This window comes from Rhizobium sp. BK181 (genome assembly GCF_014193305.1).
Lineage (GTDB): Bacteria > Pseudomonadota > Alphaproteobacteria > Rhizobiales > Rhizobiaceae > Rhizobium.
In genome coordinates, this window is sequence record NZ_JACHZA010000001.1 from 919,993 (window position 1) to 935,366 (window position 15,374).

A 15,374-nucleotide genomic window follows, 5' to 3' on the forward strand; every position below is an offset into this window, starting at 1 on the left:
GGACATATCCATGCTGATGAACCTCAAAATCAGGACGAAGATCATCTCCGTTGTCGCGCTTCTCGGCGCGATCGCGCTCGGAGGCCTCACTTATGTGATCACCGAATTCCGTGGTGCCGACGCCACCTACAGCGCCTTCATCGATCACGAGGCGTTGGCGGCCATGCAGGCATCGCGCGCCAGCGCATCGGCGACTGCCGCCGTGCTTCAGGTAACGCTGATCGCTGGCCTCAAGCCGGACACGCCTGCTTTCGATACAGCGGTCGCAGCGCCCAGCAAAATGCCCCAGGCGCGCGAACGCCTGGAACAGGCCGCCGCCCTGGTCCCAGGCCGCAAGCAAGCGATCGACGACATCCTCGCCGGAATTGGTGAGATGGAGGCGCTTTCCGCCAAGGTCATCGACCTTGCAAAGGCGAAGGACAGTGCGGGCGCACAGCTTGCGGCAAGCATGCTGAACGCCAAGCTGAACACCGTCACCCCAAAAATGATCGCCAACAACGACGCGCTGATGGCGTTGCTGAACGATGGCGGCGACGCGCTTTCCGTTACCGTCAACGAGCGCATCACACTCTCTTTCGCGCTGATCGGGCTCTCCGTCATTGGCGTGCTCGGTCTCTCGGTATGGATTGCGCAGGCGGGAATCGCTGCCCCGATGGCTCGTCTGCGGGACCGGATGATGCAGCTTGCCCAGGGCGACACGAAGAGCGATGTCGACGGCCTTGATCGTCGCGACGAGGTAGGCCAGATGGCCGGCGCAGTTGCCGTCTTCCGCGACAACGCTCTTGATCGGATCCGGCTTGAGGGCGAGGCCGAGAAGAGCCGCAGTCTTAGCGACAGTGAACGCCGTGAGCGCGAAGCGCAGCGCGCAACCGATGCCGCTGACCTATCGCGCGCAGTCGGCGCACTTGGCGATGGCTTGCGACGGCTGGCCGCGGGCGACCTCGCATCGCGGATCGACACGGCCTTCGTCGGCGATCTTGACATCCTTCGGCAGGATTTCAACAATTCTGTCCTGCGCTTGAACGATACCATGCAGACGGTTGGCGCCAATGCCCGCGCCATTACGGCAGGCGCAAGCGAGATCCGCGCTTCGGCGGACGAGCTTTCGAAACGGACCGAGCAGCAGGCAGCTTCGGTCGAGGAGACAGCCGCTGCCCTCGAGGAAATCACCACGACGGTGAAGGATGCCGCAAGACGCGCCGAGGAAGCACGCGGGCTCGTAAAGCGCACGCGCGCCGGTGCCGAAAAGTCCGGTCAGGTCGTCCGTAAGGCCGTCAACGCCATGCAACAGATCGAGCAATCCTCCGCGGAGATTGGCAACATCATCGGCGTTATCGACGACATCGCCTTCCAGACGAACCTGCTCGCCCTCAATGCCGGCGTCGAGGCCGCTCGCGCGGGGGAAGCCGGCAAGGGCTTTGCCGTCGTCGCCCAGGAAGTGCGCGAACTGGCGCAGCGCTCGGCCAATGCCGCCAGCGAAATCAAGTCGCTGATCACGACATCCGGCGATCACGTGCAGACTGGCGTGTCGCTTGTCGGGGAAACCGGCAAGGCGCTTGATGCCATTGTGCATGAGGTTCAGGAGATAAACCAACACGTCGACGCGATCGCGGAAGCGGCGCGCGAGCAATCGACCGGCTTGCAGGAGATCAACACGGCGGTGAACACGATGGACCAGGGAACGCAGAAAAATGCGGCCATGGTTGAGGAAAGCACGGCGGCAAGCCACAAGCTCGCGACGGAAGCAGCGGCGCTGAACCATCTGCTCGACCAGTTCAAGCTCACCGGCACCGGCAACTTCAGTGCAACCGGGGCCGCTGCACCGATGCCATCCGCCGCGATCCATTCCACACCGCGCCCGGCTTCACCGCCGATCGCGACGAGAAAGGCGCCCGTGCGCATTGCTACCGCAGGCGTTACTCGCCCCACCAGCTCACCGGCGCGGGCACTCGGGCAAAAGCTCGCAAGCGCCTTCGGGGCAGCCAGTACGCCGTCCAGCGCCCGCGACGATGCCGACTGGACGGAATTCTGATCCCCGCAATATCGATCAAAAACAAAGGGCGGCTCAATGCCGCCCTTCTCATTCACAGTCTTCCGATATCAAAGGTCATGGCTTCGCTGCAGGCGCCGAATTGCGCCGAGAGACGAGCCAAAATGTGAACTCAGGCGAACCCAAGCGGGATCTGCTCGACCTTACGACCGCGACCGTAGTCACGCTCATAGGAGGCACGGTCGTCTTCGCGCGCTGACGCAAGAACCACCTCCGGGGCATGGTAGCCGTCCGCGTAGGTGCCGGTATCGCCATTGTCCCGGATTTCGCGCTTTGCCGTGAAAATCTTCAAAAGCATGCTGCCACTCCTCCTGATCATGCCGACAACGACCAAGGGGTCGTCTGCGTTCCCGTGATATCGGAGAATAGTTAAAAATTAACTATGTTTATTAGAGAATTGTCAACTACTGCGGTTTGCTGCAGGCCTACGTCTTAGGGACGTCCTTTTAGGCGGATCACGGCATCTGGCGACGGAATCGTTGCATTTCCGCGCCAAGGAGGTAAATCAGCGGCGGTTTAAAGCCAGCAACCTGTCGCTCGCCGGTATCGGCTCTCTTCGTGTCTGTGGTGATGTTATGCCGATAAATGCCAGAGTTGCTGTGATGTTTCCGGTCTTTAACGGTGCCGCGACCTTGCAGGAGAGCCTGCAATCCATTGCGGATCAGGATTTCGTTGATTTCCGGGCCATTGTTCTCAACAACTGCTCGACGGACGAGACATTGCAGGTAGCGCAGCGCTTTTGCGAGAAAGACGTCCGCTTTTCCATCGTATCGAACGACGCCCACCTGAGTGCCGAGGCAAATTTCGCCAAGGCCGTAAAGCTCGGCGCTGAAGCAGAGTATTTTTGCCTCAGGGCAGCGGACGACCTTTCATCTCGGGATTTCCTGGGAAGGTTGGTCGAGGCGCTTGACGCGGACGGCACAAAGTTGCTGGCCGCCTGCCCGACAAAGAGCTTCAACGACAAGGGCTTTAAGCTGAAAAGCCCGGCAGCCAACATATTCGATTTCCAGAAGTCATACGCAAGAGGACGTGTCCCACGGAACCTGACATTTCCGTCGGAGTGGATTTACGGCCTGTTCAGATCGCAATCTGTCGACATCTTGATGGCGCGCTGGTACGAGCTCGGCAATCCTTGGGGTTTTGCGTCTTATGTCCTCTCGGAATTTGTTGTTCGCGATTTGGTCGCCTATGTCTCCGGCCCCACCCTTGATTTCAGGGAAGGATCCGGCTCGCAGCAAAAGTACGGGGCGAAGGGGTTCCGTGACAAGCTTTCGCAGCGACTGACATACACTCTTGGCTGCTACCGTCTCGTCGACAAACTACCGCCGGTTGGCCTTTTGACGAGAGCGAAGTTTTTCAGGATGTGTTGGAACGATGCACGCCGGAAAACGCGCTATAAGCTGCTTTGGATCTTCTAGGAGTCGGTGTCCAGCTCATGAACTACCCATTCCCCTCTGGCGTGCCGGACCTTGCACGGTCGTTCCTCGATCGCCTCCGGACCGACTACGAGACGTTTCGAGTAACCCGGCGCGAAAGGCGTAATCGGAGCGATGTGACGATGCAGCCGCTTCGCGAGATCAAGTCCCTTGCGCCAGCCGATGTGCCGCTTGTCTTTGTTACGCATAACGACACTGCGCTTCTAGGCGCGTTCATCCAACACTATCGCCAGCTGGGCGTAACACGATTCATCTGTGTGGACGACGTTTCCACCGACGGAACACGCGAGGCTTTGCTGAGCGAACCGGATGTCGACGTCTGGACGTCGCCGATAAGGTATGGCCAGGCGCGGCGGGGTCGAAACTGGAGGGAGCGTCTCTTCTCGATCTATGGTTTTGGGCGATGGTACGTCAACGTCGATTCCGATGAATTCCTTGTCTACGACGACTGTTTCAAACGATCGTTGCCATCGCTGTTCAATGCGCTTGAAACGAGGGGCCTGAAGCGAATGGCAGCCCCCATGTTGGACATGTATCCCAAGCTCAGCGAAGTCGCAGAAGGCTCGCTTTCCGTCGACAGGCCTTGGCAATTTTCGCGCTATTTTGATGGCGACAGCTACCTGCCAACGCTTACCAAACGCGGCATCAGTATCAAAGGCGGTCCGAGGCGGCGGAAGTTTTCCGAGGGCAATGAGCTCATCAAGTACCCCGTCATTTTCTGGGACGAGGCGTGCTTTTTTGGCAGTAGCCCGCACCAGCCACTGCCCTACGGCCGCAACTTCCCCTCGATCTGGGGCGCTATTCTGCACTTCAAATTCTACACCAATTACAAGGCGAAGATAACGGAAGCGGCGGAGGGCAAGCAGCACTACAATGCATCCGAGCACTATCAGAAAATGATGGATATCCTCGATCGCGAAGGGGAAATCGATTTCAGCTATGATCACTCGATCCGCTATGACGAACCACAACAACTCATAGATCGTGGCTTCATGACGAAGATCGATTTCATTTCGTGAGGTTATAAGACGTGGAAAGCCCGGAGGGCTAGCTCCGGGCTTAATGGCGATCAGTGCCAGGTCTGATGGCCGTACCAGTCGTCGATGTCTCGCCGCGCGCGATCGCGCTCGATGCCATAGCGCTCCTGAATCTTGCCTTCCAACTGGTCGCGTTTGCCGGCAATCTGATCAAGGTCGTCGTCGGTGAGTTTGCCCCACTGCTCCTTGATGCGTTGTTGGACTGGAAGTTAACGACGGCGGCGTCGGAGTGTTCCGCAACTTCGCATATCCGTTTTGGCAGCGCGGCGGGAAACCGTCGGCAGATGTTCGGCTAACAATCGTTGATTTTGGAGCGGGTGAAGGGGGTTGAACTTTCACCGCGTTAATTGTTTTGCTTCAATAATTTCTAACGCGAAATAGACGATGGGGCGCAGTTAGGGGCTCATTTTGGGGCTCAGAGAGCGGCACACTTTCTAACCCACAATATATTGTAAGATATCGGAGGCCGCTTGTCTTCGCACTCCCAAACCCCCATTTCTCCTGTCGTTTCAACCAAGGAGATTTTGAATGTTAAGCACCGAAGCTATTGCCACCGCGAAGCTGGAGACCCGCTATATTACGAAAGTAGATATCCATCACGAAAGCGACGACTGCATTAGGATCGCTTACCAATGGCTCGACGCCCAGACAAAGATACAGGGGGCAACTAAAAAGAGCCGCCCACTAAAGCACATCATCGAGGCTTGGGGCGGGCGCTATGTCTCACAGAACGATGTTGAAGTTGCAGCTCATATGCATCCCGATGTCTTCGGTTCGTACCCTCACTTCAATATAGCCTCACGCCTGGTGGAACCTAGCGCTACTCGGTTAGACGACATTGCAGAGGCAAACACCCAGCTCGGCTACAGGGAGAGGAGCAAACCCGAGAAAACCTACTCCTCGAAAGAGTGAGCCCCGCTTAGTTCTACCGTGTTTTCGGAGATGGGTATGCAAATAAGCAAGCTGGATGCCGCCAGGAGACAACTCCTGGCGGCTATACATTTGCAATGGTTTCTGGTCGAGCCGATCGCTACCTATCAGCTTGCCGCCAATGCGGCGGAGGTGTGCGATGGCCTCCTATCAGCCATGGGAACCATCAGGGTCAAAGAGCGAATTCAGGAGGTGCAGGGGTGGAGTCCGAAAGACATCGCCGCCCTCGTCAACAGACCTCGCAACTTCGTGAAGCACGCGGATCGTGATCCACACGACCTGATGGAGGATCTCACCGCAGAGGCATGCGATGGCATCATCCTGACCGCATGCGTCGATTATTGTATCGCTTCCGGTCGATCACCAATCGTGGTCGGGGCGTTCGTTGCTTGGTTTGCTGCAGTATATCCCTCCCAGACCGGAGCTTTCTTCGCGAGTGAAGCCCAGCGGCTGTTCCCCAAACTTGAAGGGATGCCTCGTGAGCAGCAGGTCCTTGCGGCGCGAAAATTCTTGGCAAGCCCAGTGGATAGCTCGCTTTTGCACGACTATCGCAACGAAATGACGGATGGCTGGCGCTGGAACGAACTGATGCGATCGGGACAAGATTTCCGCTTCGAGTGATCAGCACCGCAATGCGAGGGTCCACCCAGTTTCGGAGACTGTGGAGAGCTGCATAGAGACTTCTACGACTCAATCTTGGCGCTTATCTTATGGTTGAAACCAACAAGGAAATTTCAGCCAATGCTTACACCAGAGGAAGAGCATCGTCGCCAGCAACTGGAGTGGTTGCGAGGCGATGCGCATATCGCGCACGAGGCTCAGAGGAAGTCGATGGGTGATAACCTCGGGATCGTTGGATCGTTCTCTACAGCAGCAATGAGGGCGCCAGCGCTCGCTGCTGCAGGGGCAATCGCCGCGTTGCTGGGTTTCTTCTCTGCAAATTATCGAGCAATCTCTGGGACGGTCGGGCAGCAATTCTTCAACGATGCTCTCTTCCTATTCGCCGCGAGCGTTCTGATGACCGTCCTGGCCCCAGGTCTAGCGTACTTCAGTCAGTATTCGTTCATGTGGTCTCTGGCGAAAGAAGAGCTTCACTGGGAACGACCTTTTGTGCGATCTACGAAGGCCGCCAAGCGATTGAACGCGGTAGGTGTAGCCATTCAGGTATTGGCGGTATTTTTCACTTTGAGCTCGATTGTACTGCTTGTACTCGGCGGGATCTCATTCTTACATCTCGCTCGGTATGTCAGCGAAGTGGGAACGTTGCCCCAGATCGCTGTCCCAGTATGATCGTAACCCGAACGAGCGCCCCAACGGCGATGGCTTCCGGAAAACCCAAAGACGAGACGACAATGCCACTATATCACTACGCGCCTGTACGACTCTCTGCAGGCAGCATCATCGAGCCCGGCAACTGGGGCCGCGTGCTGAAGCGCTACAACATGAATGGGTTCGGCAATCCTTGGCTGATCGCTCGAGAACTAATTTTCGAAACAGCTCGCCTGCAGTTATTTCCTGACAAGCCGTCCCGACTTTCTTCTTGTTTCGCGCTCTTGACCCTTGAAGAAGCCACTGCTTATCAGGCTGCGAACGACCCCAATTATATATCTGTGCTGCACGAGGTGGAACTCGTCGAAGAGGAGGCCTCGCAACATACCGGCGCTTTGGTCCACCTGAATTGGCCTGCAAACGGTATGGCCTTCGTTGATCAAACCAGGCTCAACGCGGCAAAGTATTGGGAGGCGGAAGGCGATGGCGAGCGTGAGCTACTGACAGCCTCAGCCCTGCGCGTCGTGGCCGGCGTCTGACGCCACTCGTCACACGACCGAATGTCCTCCTGCCACATTATTATGAGCTTTACTTTGACTCAAACAGACCCGTCACTTTTGCCGCACCCTGTCCTCAGGAAGCAACTCGGCGCTAAGATTACCGATTATAAGGCAGCTTAATCAGGAAGCCTCATGCCCAAGCCATTAAAGCGAATTGAGAATGCAGAATTTTATGATCTCCTTGGGAAAGCGAGCGCCTTTGAAGCCATCATAAAGGGCGCGATCGCGATCGAGGCCGAAATGGAAGCGCTCTTTGAGCTTGCGTTTTTCGATTCCGCAGCGTTGGCAGAAATCGGGCTCACTTACAGCCAAAAAGCAACGCTGCTCATCGCAATCGGACTGCAGCCGCGATATGCGCCGCCTCTACGCGCCCTTGCGAAAATGCGGAATAAGTTCGCCCACACCCTCGATCGAGGCGGAGTTTTCCGGCTTCGACGCAGACAATTTCTACTCTTCATTCGCCAAAGACGATCGCGAGATCATCGCTACGACGCTGGCCAATATGCCGAGCAACAGGGATGAAGAGGGACGGCTGAGAGAATTCAAAGACTTCGACGCGAAGGATAAGCTAAGCATCTGCATCGTCACTCTCAGGGCAGCTATCATTTCTGCTCAGCGACAGACCGTTCCCCTGCTTGCTCCACGACCAGAGCAACGGTCCAACAGTCAAACGCAGTAGCGCCCCACGTCCCGAACGGCGATGGCTCCCGCAAAACCCAGCAAAACCGGGACAGGCGCATGTGGTTTGTTCGCGCCTGTTCCGCTTCTGTCCAATGAAACGGTCCGCAATCGGTCCGGCGACAGGCCTATGCAGCAGCAAGAAGGGCGTTGTGTATTTCGAGAATACGACCTGACACGTCGGCCACTTCCTCGTCCGTCATTTGGCGGAGAGTAGAGCGGATGGTGCCCTCGCCTGCGATCTGAGCCGGCTTTGCTGTGACTGTCTTGTGCAGGGCGTCATAGTCAGCCCGCACATCTTCCAGCAACTCTGGGATTTTGACAGTCGCGAGCGCGACGAACGCCGCCTCGACGCGCTGTCGAATGTCCCCAAGTCCAACTAGGCAATCAACTGCGCTGGAAAATTTCTCTCTGTGATATCCATCAATCATGCTTCAGTCCCCGTTCGAATTCTGCGGAAATTGCAGTCGGGACTAGATGGCGATGGCTTCTAAGGTTTGCAAGAACGAACGGAAAAGGCCTCGACACCGGTCGGGGCCTTCCGCTTCCGTCAATTCGATTGCAGGGCAGAGATCAGGTCTCCAGGCAACCTGATCGTCCAGCCGGCATCGCTAGCCGACCAGCCCGCGACGTCGTGTTTCGCGCCCCTCGCTTCTGCCCCGACAGCAGGAATGATCGTCATGGCGCTAGCTACCTTGGTCATGTCCTGAAACAAATCCGGTTTGTCCCGGCTTTCCGCCTCAGCCATCAAGCCAGCCGCCTCCAAGAACCGCCCGCGCAGAAAAAGCAGTGTCGCATCGTGCGGTCCTGCCTCCCTGCCAACTCTCACAAAACTTGCTGCAGCCATCGCCGCCGCACCACCAACCACAAGCCCCCTTCGAACTAGACAAGGAGAGTGGTTCGCGCCGGCACCATCTCCGGCACGCTCTGCATCGCATCGCATTTCCATGTTCCTTAGATCATTGCCCAACTCGAAGCAGGCCGAGCCAGGGCGCTCTTTCTCGGCCGACTTCACTACTCACTCGCCCCCGGCAGTATCGCTTGACGGCAGTTTTCGTTAACTAAGCTCAACCATCGATACGCATAACAAATCTGTGGCATCGCGGTGGCATATCGGTCAACCGTCGTTTGTGGCATCGCTGTGGCATGGCTGTGGACGACTTACATTTTAGGTTACGAATACCTGAACAACTGAAAAAACGGGTTGCCGCTTCGGCACGAGCCAACGATAGATCTATGACAGCCGAGATCATCGCCCGCCTTGAAGGATCCTTCTTAGCCTCCGACGTTGACCCCACGGATCCGGAGCTGAATTCTATCGTGGCGGACTTCGAACGCTTAAAGCGTCGAGTAATCCAGTCCAGGCGAGCAAAGTAAGGGCCGATCAGGAGGAACTCGTCTGTTTGGCGATGCATGCAACGATTGCCGCCCCTGAGCCGGTAGAGCCACGCGCCGTGAGAAGGTGAGGCTTATCCGCGATCCCATCGTCGATCGCAATCTGCTTCTTTGCTGCGGCGAAGGCTTCAACAAATTGCTTCGCTTGTTCGCCATCGAGGGTGACCTCAGACGCGGCAAGGCTATCTCCGACGGAGCCGGTTTCCCCTTTAGCGTCAAAGAGGAACTTGCCGTCGAAAGCGAACTTCAACGTGGGCTCAAAACCACTGAGGCGCTGGTCATACGCGAATCCTGGGATCGCCCGCACGACGAGGCCCTTTTTCGCACTGTCACACAGCACAAACACGCCCGAACGGAAAGACGTCATGAAGTCGACTATGACGCTCTCGCCACCCGAGAAGGGGTCGGCTTCCTTTTTAACTGACCAATTTTGAAAGCCAGCCCAGCCTGGGGCGGCAGATGACACCGCGATCGCTGACGCAATAAGAAGAGCACGAACCATTTGAACCCCCTGTCCGATCCTATGTATATGCGACAGGTGAGCCGTAGAAATCAACTATGAAGCGAAAGGCGCGAGCCTTGGCAAGATATGAGCCGAAGTACAACTGGCGCCGAACGAAGATCGACGAGCGAGACGAGCCAACCGATGCCGACTGGTCAGGGTACGATGGGGACATTGTGGTCGGGAGAATTCAGAAGCAGCCGCACGGTCCGATGAAGGACAAATGGCTTTGGTCCGGCCATGGGCCACGGACGAGAAAGAGGCTGCAACCGCATCAAGGCTATGAAGCCGAAGGCCGAGAGGCGATGCGGAAAGTCGAGGATTACTATGATCGGCTGATGGCCCACAATGGTCTGAGGCCCAGAGCATAAAGCGCTACGAGATCCCGGGCATGATCTTCGCCTTCCTTCTCGTCATGGGCTTTATAGCCGTGATCGGGAAAGGCGTGTGGTGGTTGGGTTCTTTGGTGTTTGGGCTAGGCGTTGGTGTCTAGCGACCGCTGTCCACGCTTTGCCTTAGCAGGACGCCTCGCGGGCCGCTCCTGGATATACTCTTCCTTGACCATCAGCATCTCGGCAGCCAGAGCTGCAGCCACGAATGCCGCCCTCGCCTGCTCGGGGTCTCTGAACCCCTCCATGGCCTCTAGGCACATGGTTTGAGCGACGACCCATTCCTTGCCTCGATGATCCTCCGGCCAGCGGTAAAGCAGGCTATAGGCGAGATCGGCAAGGGTCGAGTGCCGGCGCATGGAGATTCCGTTGCGCTTCTCGACGCACACCAGGCAGTCTCTAATGGGGAAAGTTTCACCTACATATTGCGACATGCGTCACCTCCGGCCGAATCAGGTGAGGATTCATTCTGGCCAGTCAAGGTGCTTTATTAAGAATCTGCTAATTTGTCCGGTAGGTGACAGGAACAAACGCAGACCCATCTCCGTTTTCCCGCGCAGAAGAGGAACGCACACTCCCTCTTTTCCTTTCCTCGTCACCACCTGCCCCGCCAATAAAGCGGGGCTCTTTTTCATCCCGACCGGAAAAAAATACGACATTTTACGGATATCATTTCGGACCCGCAGAAGTCATCGTGGCTGGGCGTCGAGAACGGGTTTGGTTAACCGCGGCGCAGGGGTCGAGAGATCTCCTCGGCCAAGGGCTGCGTTGGATCGGCCCTTGGCCAAATCCGTTTCAGGGAGTGGCGGCCGCCCTCGCCCGCTCACGCTCCAGCCGATCGAGACGCTCTCGAAGGTCGAGCATGAAATCGCGCTGCCCGTACACGCTTCCCTGAGCCTGCTTTATCTCATCAATCTGACGCTGGAAGTCCTTGCTGCGATCGTCGTAGTTCTGCCAGACCCGCTCGTGCTCCGCTCGAGGAACGAGGCTTTCTCGAATATCCTTGATGGCAATGTCGGTGCGCTGGCGATCTTCAGACGAGCGGGCTGTCCGCCACTCCATCTCCTTTTGGGTCACCATATTCGCGGTCACCTTTTCCAGTGAGGACTGAATGCCCTTGTTGGTCTCGATGATCGCGACGTCAAGGCGGTCCTGAGACTTGCTCAAAGTGCCATAGAAGAAGGCGCCCAGCGCTGCCAGGATCGTGAAGCACACGCCGGCGGCCGACCAGATAACCGGCCACTGTGTCTTGCTGTTAGTGCGCAGCTCGTTCGAGAGCGTATTGATCGCAGAGTTGATCGTCTGGAACCCGGTGTTCATGTTCGATCGGAGATCGACGATGTCCTTGCCTTGGTTCTCGACTCTCTCGGATAATCGGGCCCATGAGGTCATAGGGTCGAAGCCGTTGCTCGCCATATCTGAATTTCCCATCAGCCCCAATTACCCCTGCAATGCGCATTTCCAATGCACTGGTTTCATGATTGACCGGGTCGCTCCGGTCCACTATTTGCCCGACTGCCGCGCTCATATGCCCCCGAGGCGGCACTAGGAGGGTCCGATCAGCCTTAGAGGGTCGGACCCTTGCTTATTCCGCGCCGTAGCGTGTCTTTACGTCGTCGTAAAAGCTTGAGCACCGCTCGGTTCTGGCGTTTTGCCTGTCGAGGGCACCTCGCTCGCGGACGATGACCGAGCGGAGTTCTGCGCCAACCTCAACAGCCGCGTGGGCCTCGTGTCGCCGGCAGTCTTCAGGCCAAGCCGGCAGCGCGATCCCGGCCCGTATCTTGCCTTGCGTCGCCGCAGCGGCATCGAGGCGCTTCGCCGTGGTGCAGCCGCTAATGACGGCGGATGAAATCAACATCCCGAGCATCAGCAGCGCAGGAACGGTTCTTCTCACTGAGGAGCAACTCATTGGCCTTGAGATCCTGTTCGAGGGTGGCTTGCTTCTGCTGGTCGACGAGATCGTCCGCAGCTGCGCGTTTCTGAAATTCGTCCAGAGCCTGAGACGCGGCATCGCGCTGGCGTTCCATCTCTCTTGCCGTCTCCTCGGCCGCGACCTTCTCCGATTGAAGGACATAGCCTGATAGGACCGTGGCGTCGTGCTCGTGGAGCCACCAACGGAAGCCTCCGATGAGTGCCAGCAAGAGCAGCGAGCCGCCCAGCACCTTGCCGATAGGACCGGTGATGAAATCTGGCATCGGTCACTCCTCGTCGAAATCTGGGAGATCGACGGTCTTGCCGGCTAGCGCATGATGGCAGTCCGACAGGAACTGGATCTTTCCATCCGTCACAAACGAGTGGCAGTTTATCGGTCCCCGCCGCATCGAGCCTTGAACCAATATCGACGGGGTGAATGTTGGCGCGTCCGGATTGCGGTTGTAGCCCCAGATTGGCCCTTGACGGTTCGGCGCGTCCTCAACGGTGATAACGTGAGCACCATCGCAACCCGGGCACCAAAACATAACTCTTCCGCCGCTCGCGCTGCGGAGCTTCTTCGATAGTGCGCTCATGGCTTAACCTCCACCGTCGTGTCCGCATCGCCCTGCTCTACTGCCTGCTGGGCAATGCTGGACTTGCGGGCGACGTTGGTCTCCCAGACCGCGCCGAACACATAGGCGCCGATGATACTTCCCATCAGCAGGATCAGGTTCATTGCGATCGTGTCGCTGAGGGCGATCGGCCGGCCCCAGACAGCCAAATACGTGACGATGCCAGAGCACCAGATGAGGACGAGAATGATGATCCGGCGGCGAACAGCCCAGTCCGGCGAGGCCATATGATCCATAAAAAACTTCATTGGGAGGCCACCTGCAGGGCTGCATTGAACTTCTGACCATAGAGCCCGATCTCGTTGGCTCGATCGAGGCCGTTGATGATCCGGCGAGCATTCACCCAGTCCGACGACGTGGCAGTGAAGAAGTCTCGCAGCTTCTTGCCGGTGAACAGACCGTCACGCATACCAACGGCAATCACCTTTGCCGCGACATCATCCTGGCAAGCGAGATCCGGGTTGCTGACAAGGTCGATGCCGAGGAGGTCGGAGAAACGCCGATAGTTGTTTTTGCCGGTGATCTGGCAGTAACCCCTGCCCCGATATCGCCAACCATCACCGCTTACCTCGTCGCCGTTGCCCATGCGGTTCCCGTAGGCACGATTGGCAATCTTCACCGGCTTGCGGGCGTAGGCCTTGGCATCTGTAGCAGAGAAGTATTTAGGGAAAGTGCGAAGTAGCCCCGTCTCGGAATAGTTCAAGCTCTCGACGATCGGCTCGAACTTCCCGCCCGTCTCGATCATCGGCGTGGCGAGGATGTACGCGACATGCCGCTGATCGGCGACCTGGAAGGTAGCAGCCGCATCGAGCAGCGCTACCATGCCCTGAACTTGAGATGTCGTTAGCGAGCCGGCAAAGATCGACGCTCGCACAGCATCGAAGAAATGCTTGCGGTCCATGGGACGCTCCAGATTGTGAGGGAGATCAGACGGGCTTGGACTTGAGCTGATGACGGCCGGCAATAGGAGTATGCTTCCAGCCGAGCCAGCGGGTCTTGTGGCGGTTGCCGAAAATGCGGTGCCCGTTTCTAAGTTCGACCACGTACCAGTGGTGAACAGCAGGGTAAGGGCTACCGCTCTCAAAGATCATGACCGAGCCATCTGCGGAATGGCCGAGGACGTATGCGCAAAAACCGTAGGCAGGGTTACGACAGATCCAGCAGACCCGCTGCCACCAGAGCCTGAAGCCCTTGGCGTTCGGGTCGTAGCCGTCTTTCCCCTGCTCGATGCCGCCGTCTAGGCTGGCGTCGTGGGTATAGAACAGCCAGAAGAGGCGCACCTGGTTCTTGCCTGTCGCCATTGAGATGCCTGCGATCACCGGGGGACAAGACCCACGCGACAAGCGTTGCCATCCATGAGAGCGGCAAAAGAAAGGGACAGAGCGCGACCGATACGGACGCTAGCCGGAAGACTTTCCAGAGCATGTTGGATTCCGATCTTTAACGGGAGCTTCCCGTTTTAGGCGACGGAAAGCCTTGTCTGGCGTGCTGCTGACAGCCTGCGCCCCAGAGATTGAGATGGCAGTTCAACCAGTTTGTAGCTTGCCCAGGCAGCGGCGAGGCATATCGCCGTCGTGATGGCGAACGCCGAACCTATCGACAGTCCAGCCGCCGTTAGAAGCGTCATGGATAGCGAGCCGACGGGCAGGTGTAGCAGGTAGAGCGAATAGCTAGTGTTGCCGAGGAATTGGAACGGCTGCGGCGTTTTCTTCATCGGGATGAGCATTGCAATAGCCATGATCGCCATTGCCCAAAGATATGTGTAGATTGGTGCCGTCTGCCCTACCCAGAGGTCGCCGCCCCACTTCATGGCGAAGAACGCCAGGAATGTCGCCCACGCCGCTCCGGCAAGAGCTAGCCACTTCCACTCCCGATGCTCTGTCCAGAGATAAACGCAACGGCCGGCAATCAGGATTGGCAGATAGATCAGGATGCTGACATCGATTGTGTAGGCCAACGGGCCCCACGTCATCGGAACGAAAACCGCGATCACGAATAGGAGCGCGATTACCGTTGCCGGGAAGGGGCGCTCCTTCGACATCGGGATAAATGCTGCCGTTATCGCGTAGAAGACGATCTCAACGAACAGTGTCCACGTAACCGTGAGGGCCGTCGGAACGGCGAGAGGCCAGCTAAGCAGAAAGAGGTTAGCGACGATCGCCGTGGGTGTCGTGCTGTTCACGCCAAGCGGCGCACGTAATCCCAGAGATGTAAGCAACCAGTAGACCAGAAGCGTCAGCAGGATCGCCATGACAATCGGAGGCCAAAGCCTGCACACCCGCTTGATCATGAATTCCTTGGGGCTCTCCCGCTGGGAGACTTTTGTGATGATGAATCCGCTGATCAGGAAAAAGAGAACCACTCCGAGGTGCCCGCCGAACTGGAACAGGCGTAGGGGATCGAAGATGTGCTGGCTGGCCCAGTTCAGAGGCGCCCAAGGAATGCCGCTCCCACCGATCCACCAAGCCCCGACATGGGACCAATAGACCATCGCCGCAGCTATGCCCCGGAGAAGGTGGACGAACTCAATTCGTTGATGGGATGGCTGCGACATGAAGATCCATTAGCCCGTGAAAAGATGC

The 15,374-nt window shown here is 57.5% G+C and carries 23 protein-coding genes; 9 read left to right on the forward strand and 14 right to left on the reverse strand.

The window, feature by feature from the left end; all coding sequences use genetic code 11:
- Positions 1 to 10 precede the first annotated feature (10 nt).
- Positions 11 to 2,032, forward strand: a complete 2,022-nt coding sequence (locus FHT77_RS04570; RefSeq protein ID WP_183752884.1) for a methyl-accepting chemotaxis protein — start codon at positions 11 to 13, stop codon at positions 2,030 to 2,032.
- A gap of 130 nt (positions 2,033 to 2,162) precedes the next feature.
- Here FHT77_RS04570 and FHT77_RS04575 read toward each other — a convergent pair whose 3' ends face one another.
- Positions 2,163 to 2,348, reverse strand: a complete 186-nt coding sequence (locus FHT77_RS04575) for a hypothetical protein (RefSeq protein ID WP_016552630.1) — start codon at positions 2,346 to 2,348, stop codon at positions 2,163 to 2,165.
- 277 nt (positions 2,349 to 2,625) lie between these two features.
- On the opposite strand from FHT77_RS04575, the gene FHT77_RS04580 reads away from it, so the two are divergent.
- Positions 2,626 to 3,468 (forward strand): glycosyltransferase family 2 protein, encoded by an 843-nt coding sequence (locus FHT77_RS04580; protein ID WP_183752886.1) that lies wholly within the window; start codon positions 2,626 to 2,628, stop codon positions 3,466 to 3,468.
- A 17-nt stretch (positions 3,469 to 3,485) separates the two neighbouring features.
- On the forward strand, positions 3,486 to 4,505 hold the full coding sequence (locus FHT77_RS04585) for a glycosyltransferase family 2 protein (protein WP_183752888.1): 1,020 nt from the start codon (positions 3,486 to 3,488) through the stop codon (positions 4,503 to 4,505).
- Positions 4,506 to 4,555: 50 nt separating this feature from the next.
- Here the strand turns inward: FHT77_RS04585 and FHT77_RS04590 are convergent, their stop codons facing one another.
- Positions 4,556 to 4,714, reverse strand: a complete 159-nt coding sequence (locus FHT77_RS04590; RefSeq protein WP_183753879.1) for a CsbD family protein — start codon at positions 4,712 to 4,714, stop codon at positions 4,556 to 4,558.
- Positions 4,715 to 5,051: 337 nt separating this feature from the next.
- Here FHT77_RS04590 and FHT77_RS04595 point away from each other — a divergent pair, with 337 nt between their 5' ends.
- From FHT77_RS04595 to FHT77_RS04615, 5 genes are all read left to right on the forward strand, one after another.
- Entirely contained in the window at positions 5,052 to 5,435 is a 384-nt protein-coding gene (locus tag FHT77_RS04595; RefSeq protein ID WP_183752890.1) for a hypothetical protein, read from the forward strand.
- A gap of 36 nt (positions 5,436 to 5,471) precedes the next feature.
- The gene (locus FHT77_RS04600) at positions 5,472 to 6,074 is read left to right on the forward strand and encodes a hypothetical protein (protein ID WP_183752892.1); all 603 of its coding nucleotides are present in this window, start codon (positions 5,472 to 5,474) and stop codon (positions 6,072 to 6,074) included.
- A 120-nt stretch (positions 6,075 to 6,194) separates the two neighbouring features.
- The gene (locus FHT77_RS04605) at positions 6,195 to 6,743 is read left to right on the forward strand and encodes a hypothetical protein (protein ID WP_183752894.1); all 549 of its coding nucleotides are present in this window, start codon (positions 6,195 to 6,197) and stop codon (positions 6,741 to 6,743) included.
- A gap of 62 nt (positions 6,744 to 6,805) precedes the next feature.
- Positions 6,806 to 7,261: a DUF2441 domain-containing protein gene (locus FHT77_RS04610; RefSeq protein ID WP_183752896.1), complete on the forward strand. Its 456-nt coding sequence runs from the start codon at positions 6,806 to 6,808 to the stop codon at positions 7,259 to 7,261.
- Between the two features lie 274 nt (positions 7,262 to 7,535).
- The gene (locus FHT77_RS04615) at positions 7,536 to 7,961 is read left to right on the forward strand and encodes a hypothetical protein (protein ID WP_246719649.1); all 426 of its coding nucleotides are present in this window, start codon (positions 7,536 to 7,538) and stop codon (positions 7,959 to 7,961) included.
- 127 nt (positions 7,962 to 8,088) lie between these two features.
- On the opposite strand, the gene FHT77_RS04620 is transcribed toward FHT77_RS04615, so the two are convergent.
- Together FHT77_RS04620 and FHT77_RS04625 are read right to left on the reverse strand one after the other, a co-directional pair.
- A complete protein-coding gene (locus FHT77_RS04620; RefSeq protein ID WP_183752898.1) occupies positions 8,089 to 8,391 on the reverse strand; it encodes a hypothetical protein in 303 nt (100 codons plus the stop codon).
- 119 nt (positions 8,392 to 8,510) lie between these two features.
- Positions 8,511 to 8,708: a hypothetical protein gene (locus FHT77_RS04625; RefSeq protein WP_183752900.1), complete on the reverse strand. Its 198-nt coding sequence runs from the start codon at positions 8,706 to 8,708 to the stop codon at positions 8,511 to 8,513.
- Between the two features lie 398 nt (positions 8,709 to 9,106).
- Between FHT77_RS04625 and FHT77_RS04630 the strand changes: the two genes are divergently transcribed.
- Positions 9,107 to 9,337, forward strand: a complete 231-nt coding sequence (locus FHT77_RS04630) for an Arc family DNA-binding protein (RefSeq protein ID WP_183752902.1) — start codon at positions 9,107 to 9,109, stop codon at positions 9,335 to 9,337.
- 7 nt (positions 9,338 to 9,344) lie between these two features.
- Here the strand turns inward: FHT77_RS04630 and FHT77_RS04635 are convergent, their stop codons facing one another.
- From FHT77_RS04635 to FHT77_RS04680, 10 genes are all read right to left on the reverse strand, one after another.
- Positions 9,345 to 9,857, reverse strand: a complete 513-nt coding sequence (locus tag FHT77_RS04635; protein WP_183752904.1) for a hypothetical protein — start codon at positions 9,855 to 9,857, stop codon at positions 9,345 to 9,347.
- Positions 9,858 to 10,332: 475 nt separating this feature from the next.
- Positions 10,333 to 10,680, reverse strand: coding sequence for a DUF982 domain-containing protein (locus tag FHT77_RS04640; RefSeq protein WP_183752906.1), 348 nt, complete (start codon positions 10,678 to 10,680; stop codon positions 10,333 to 10,335).
- A gap of 361 nt (positions 10,681 to 11,041) precedes the next feature.
- Positions 11,042 to 11,662 carry a hypothetical protein gene (locus tag FHT77_RS04645; RefSeq protein ID WP_183752908.1) on the reverse strand — a complete coding sequence of 207 codons (621 nt, stop codon included), beginning with the start codon at positions 11,660 to 11,662 and terminating at the stop codon, positions 11,042 to 11,044.
- A gap of 169 nt (positions 11,663 to 11,831) precedes the next feature.
- Complete coding sequence (locus FHT77_RS04650; RefSeq protein ID WP_183752910.1) at positions 11,832 to 12,104, reverse strand: hypothetical protein; 273 nt, start codon at positions 12,102 to 12,104, stop codon at positions 11,832 to 11,834.
- Positions 12,079 to 12,441 carry a hypothetical protein gene (locus tag FHT77_RS04655; RefSeq protein WP_183752912.1) on the reverse strand — a complete coding sequence of 121 codons (363 nt, stop codon included), beginning with the start codon at positions 12,439 to 12,441 and terminating at the stop codon, positions 12,079 to 12,081. The genes FHT77_RS04650 and FHT77_RS04655 overlap by 26 nt, the downstream gene beginning before the upstream one ends.
- Before the next feature lie 3 nt (positions 12,442 to 12,444).
- A complete protein-coding gene (locus FHT77_RS04660) occupies positions 12,445 to 12,753 on the reverse strand; it encodes a DUF6527 family protein (protein ID WP_183752914.1) in 309 nt (102 codons plus the stop codon).
- On the reverse strand, positions 12,750 to 13,040 hold the full coding sequence (locus FHT77_RS04665; protein WP_183752916.1) for a hypothetical protein: 291 nt from the start codon (positions 13,038 to 13,040) through the stop codon (positions 12,750 to 12,752). The genes FHT77_RS04660 and FHT77_RS04665 overlap by 4 nt, the downstream gene beginning before the upstream one ends.
- A complete protein-coding gene (locus FHT77_RS04670; protein WP_183752918.1) occupies positions 13,037 to 13,693 on the reverse strand; it encodes a glycoside hydrolase family 19 protein in 657 nt (218 codons plus the stop codon). The genes FHT77_RS04665 and FHT77_RS04670 overlap by 4 nt, the downstream gene beginning before the upstream one ends.
- Before the next feature lie 25 nt (positions 13,694 to 13,718).
- On the reverse strand, positions 13,719 to 14,093 hold the full coding sequence (locus FHT77_RS04675; protein WP_183752920.1) for a hypothetical protein: 375 nt from the start codon (positions 14,091 to 14,093) through the stop codon (positions 13,719 to 13,721).
- Positions 14,094 to 14,251: 158 nt separating this feature from the next.
- Positions 14,252 to 15,346, reverse strand: a complete 1,095-nt coding sequence (locus tag FHT77_RS04680) for an acyltransferase (RefSeq protein WP_183752922.1) — start codon at positions 15,344 to 15,346, stop codon at positions 14,252 to 14,254.
- Positions 15,347 to 15,374: the final 28 nt, after the last annotated feature.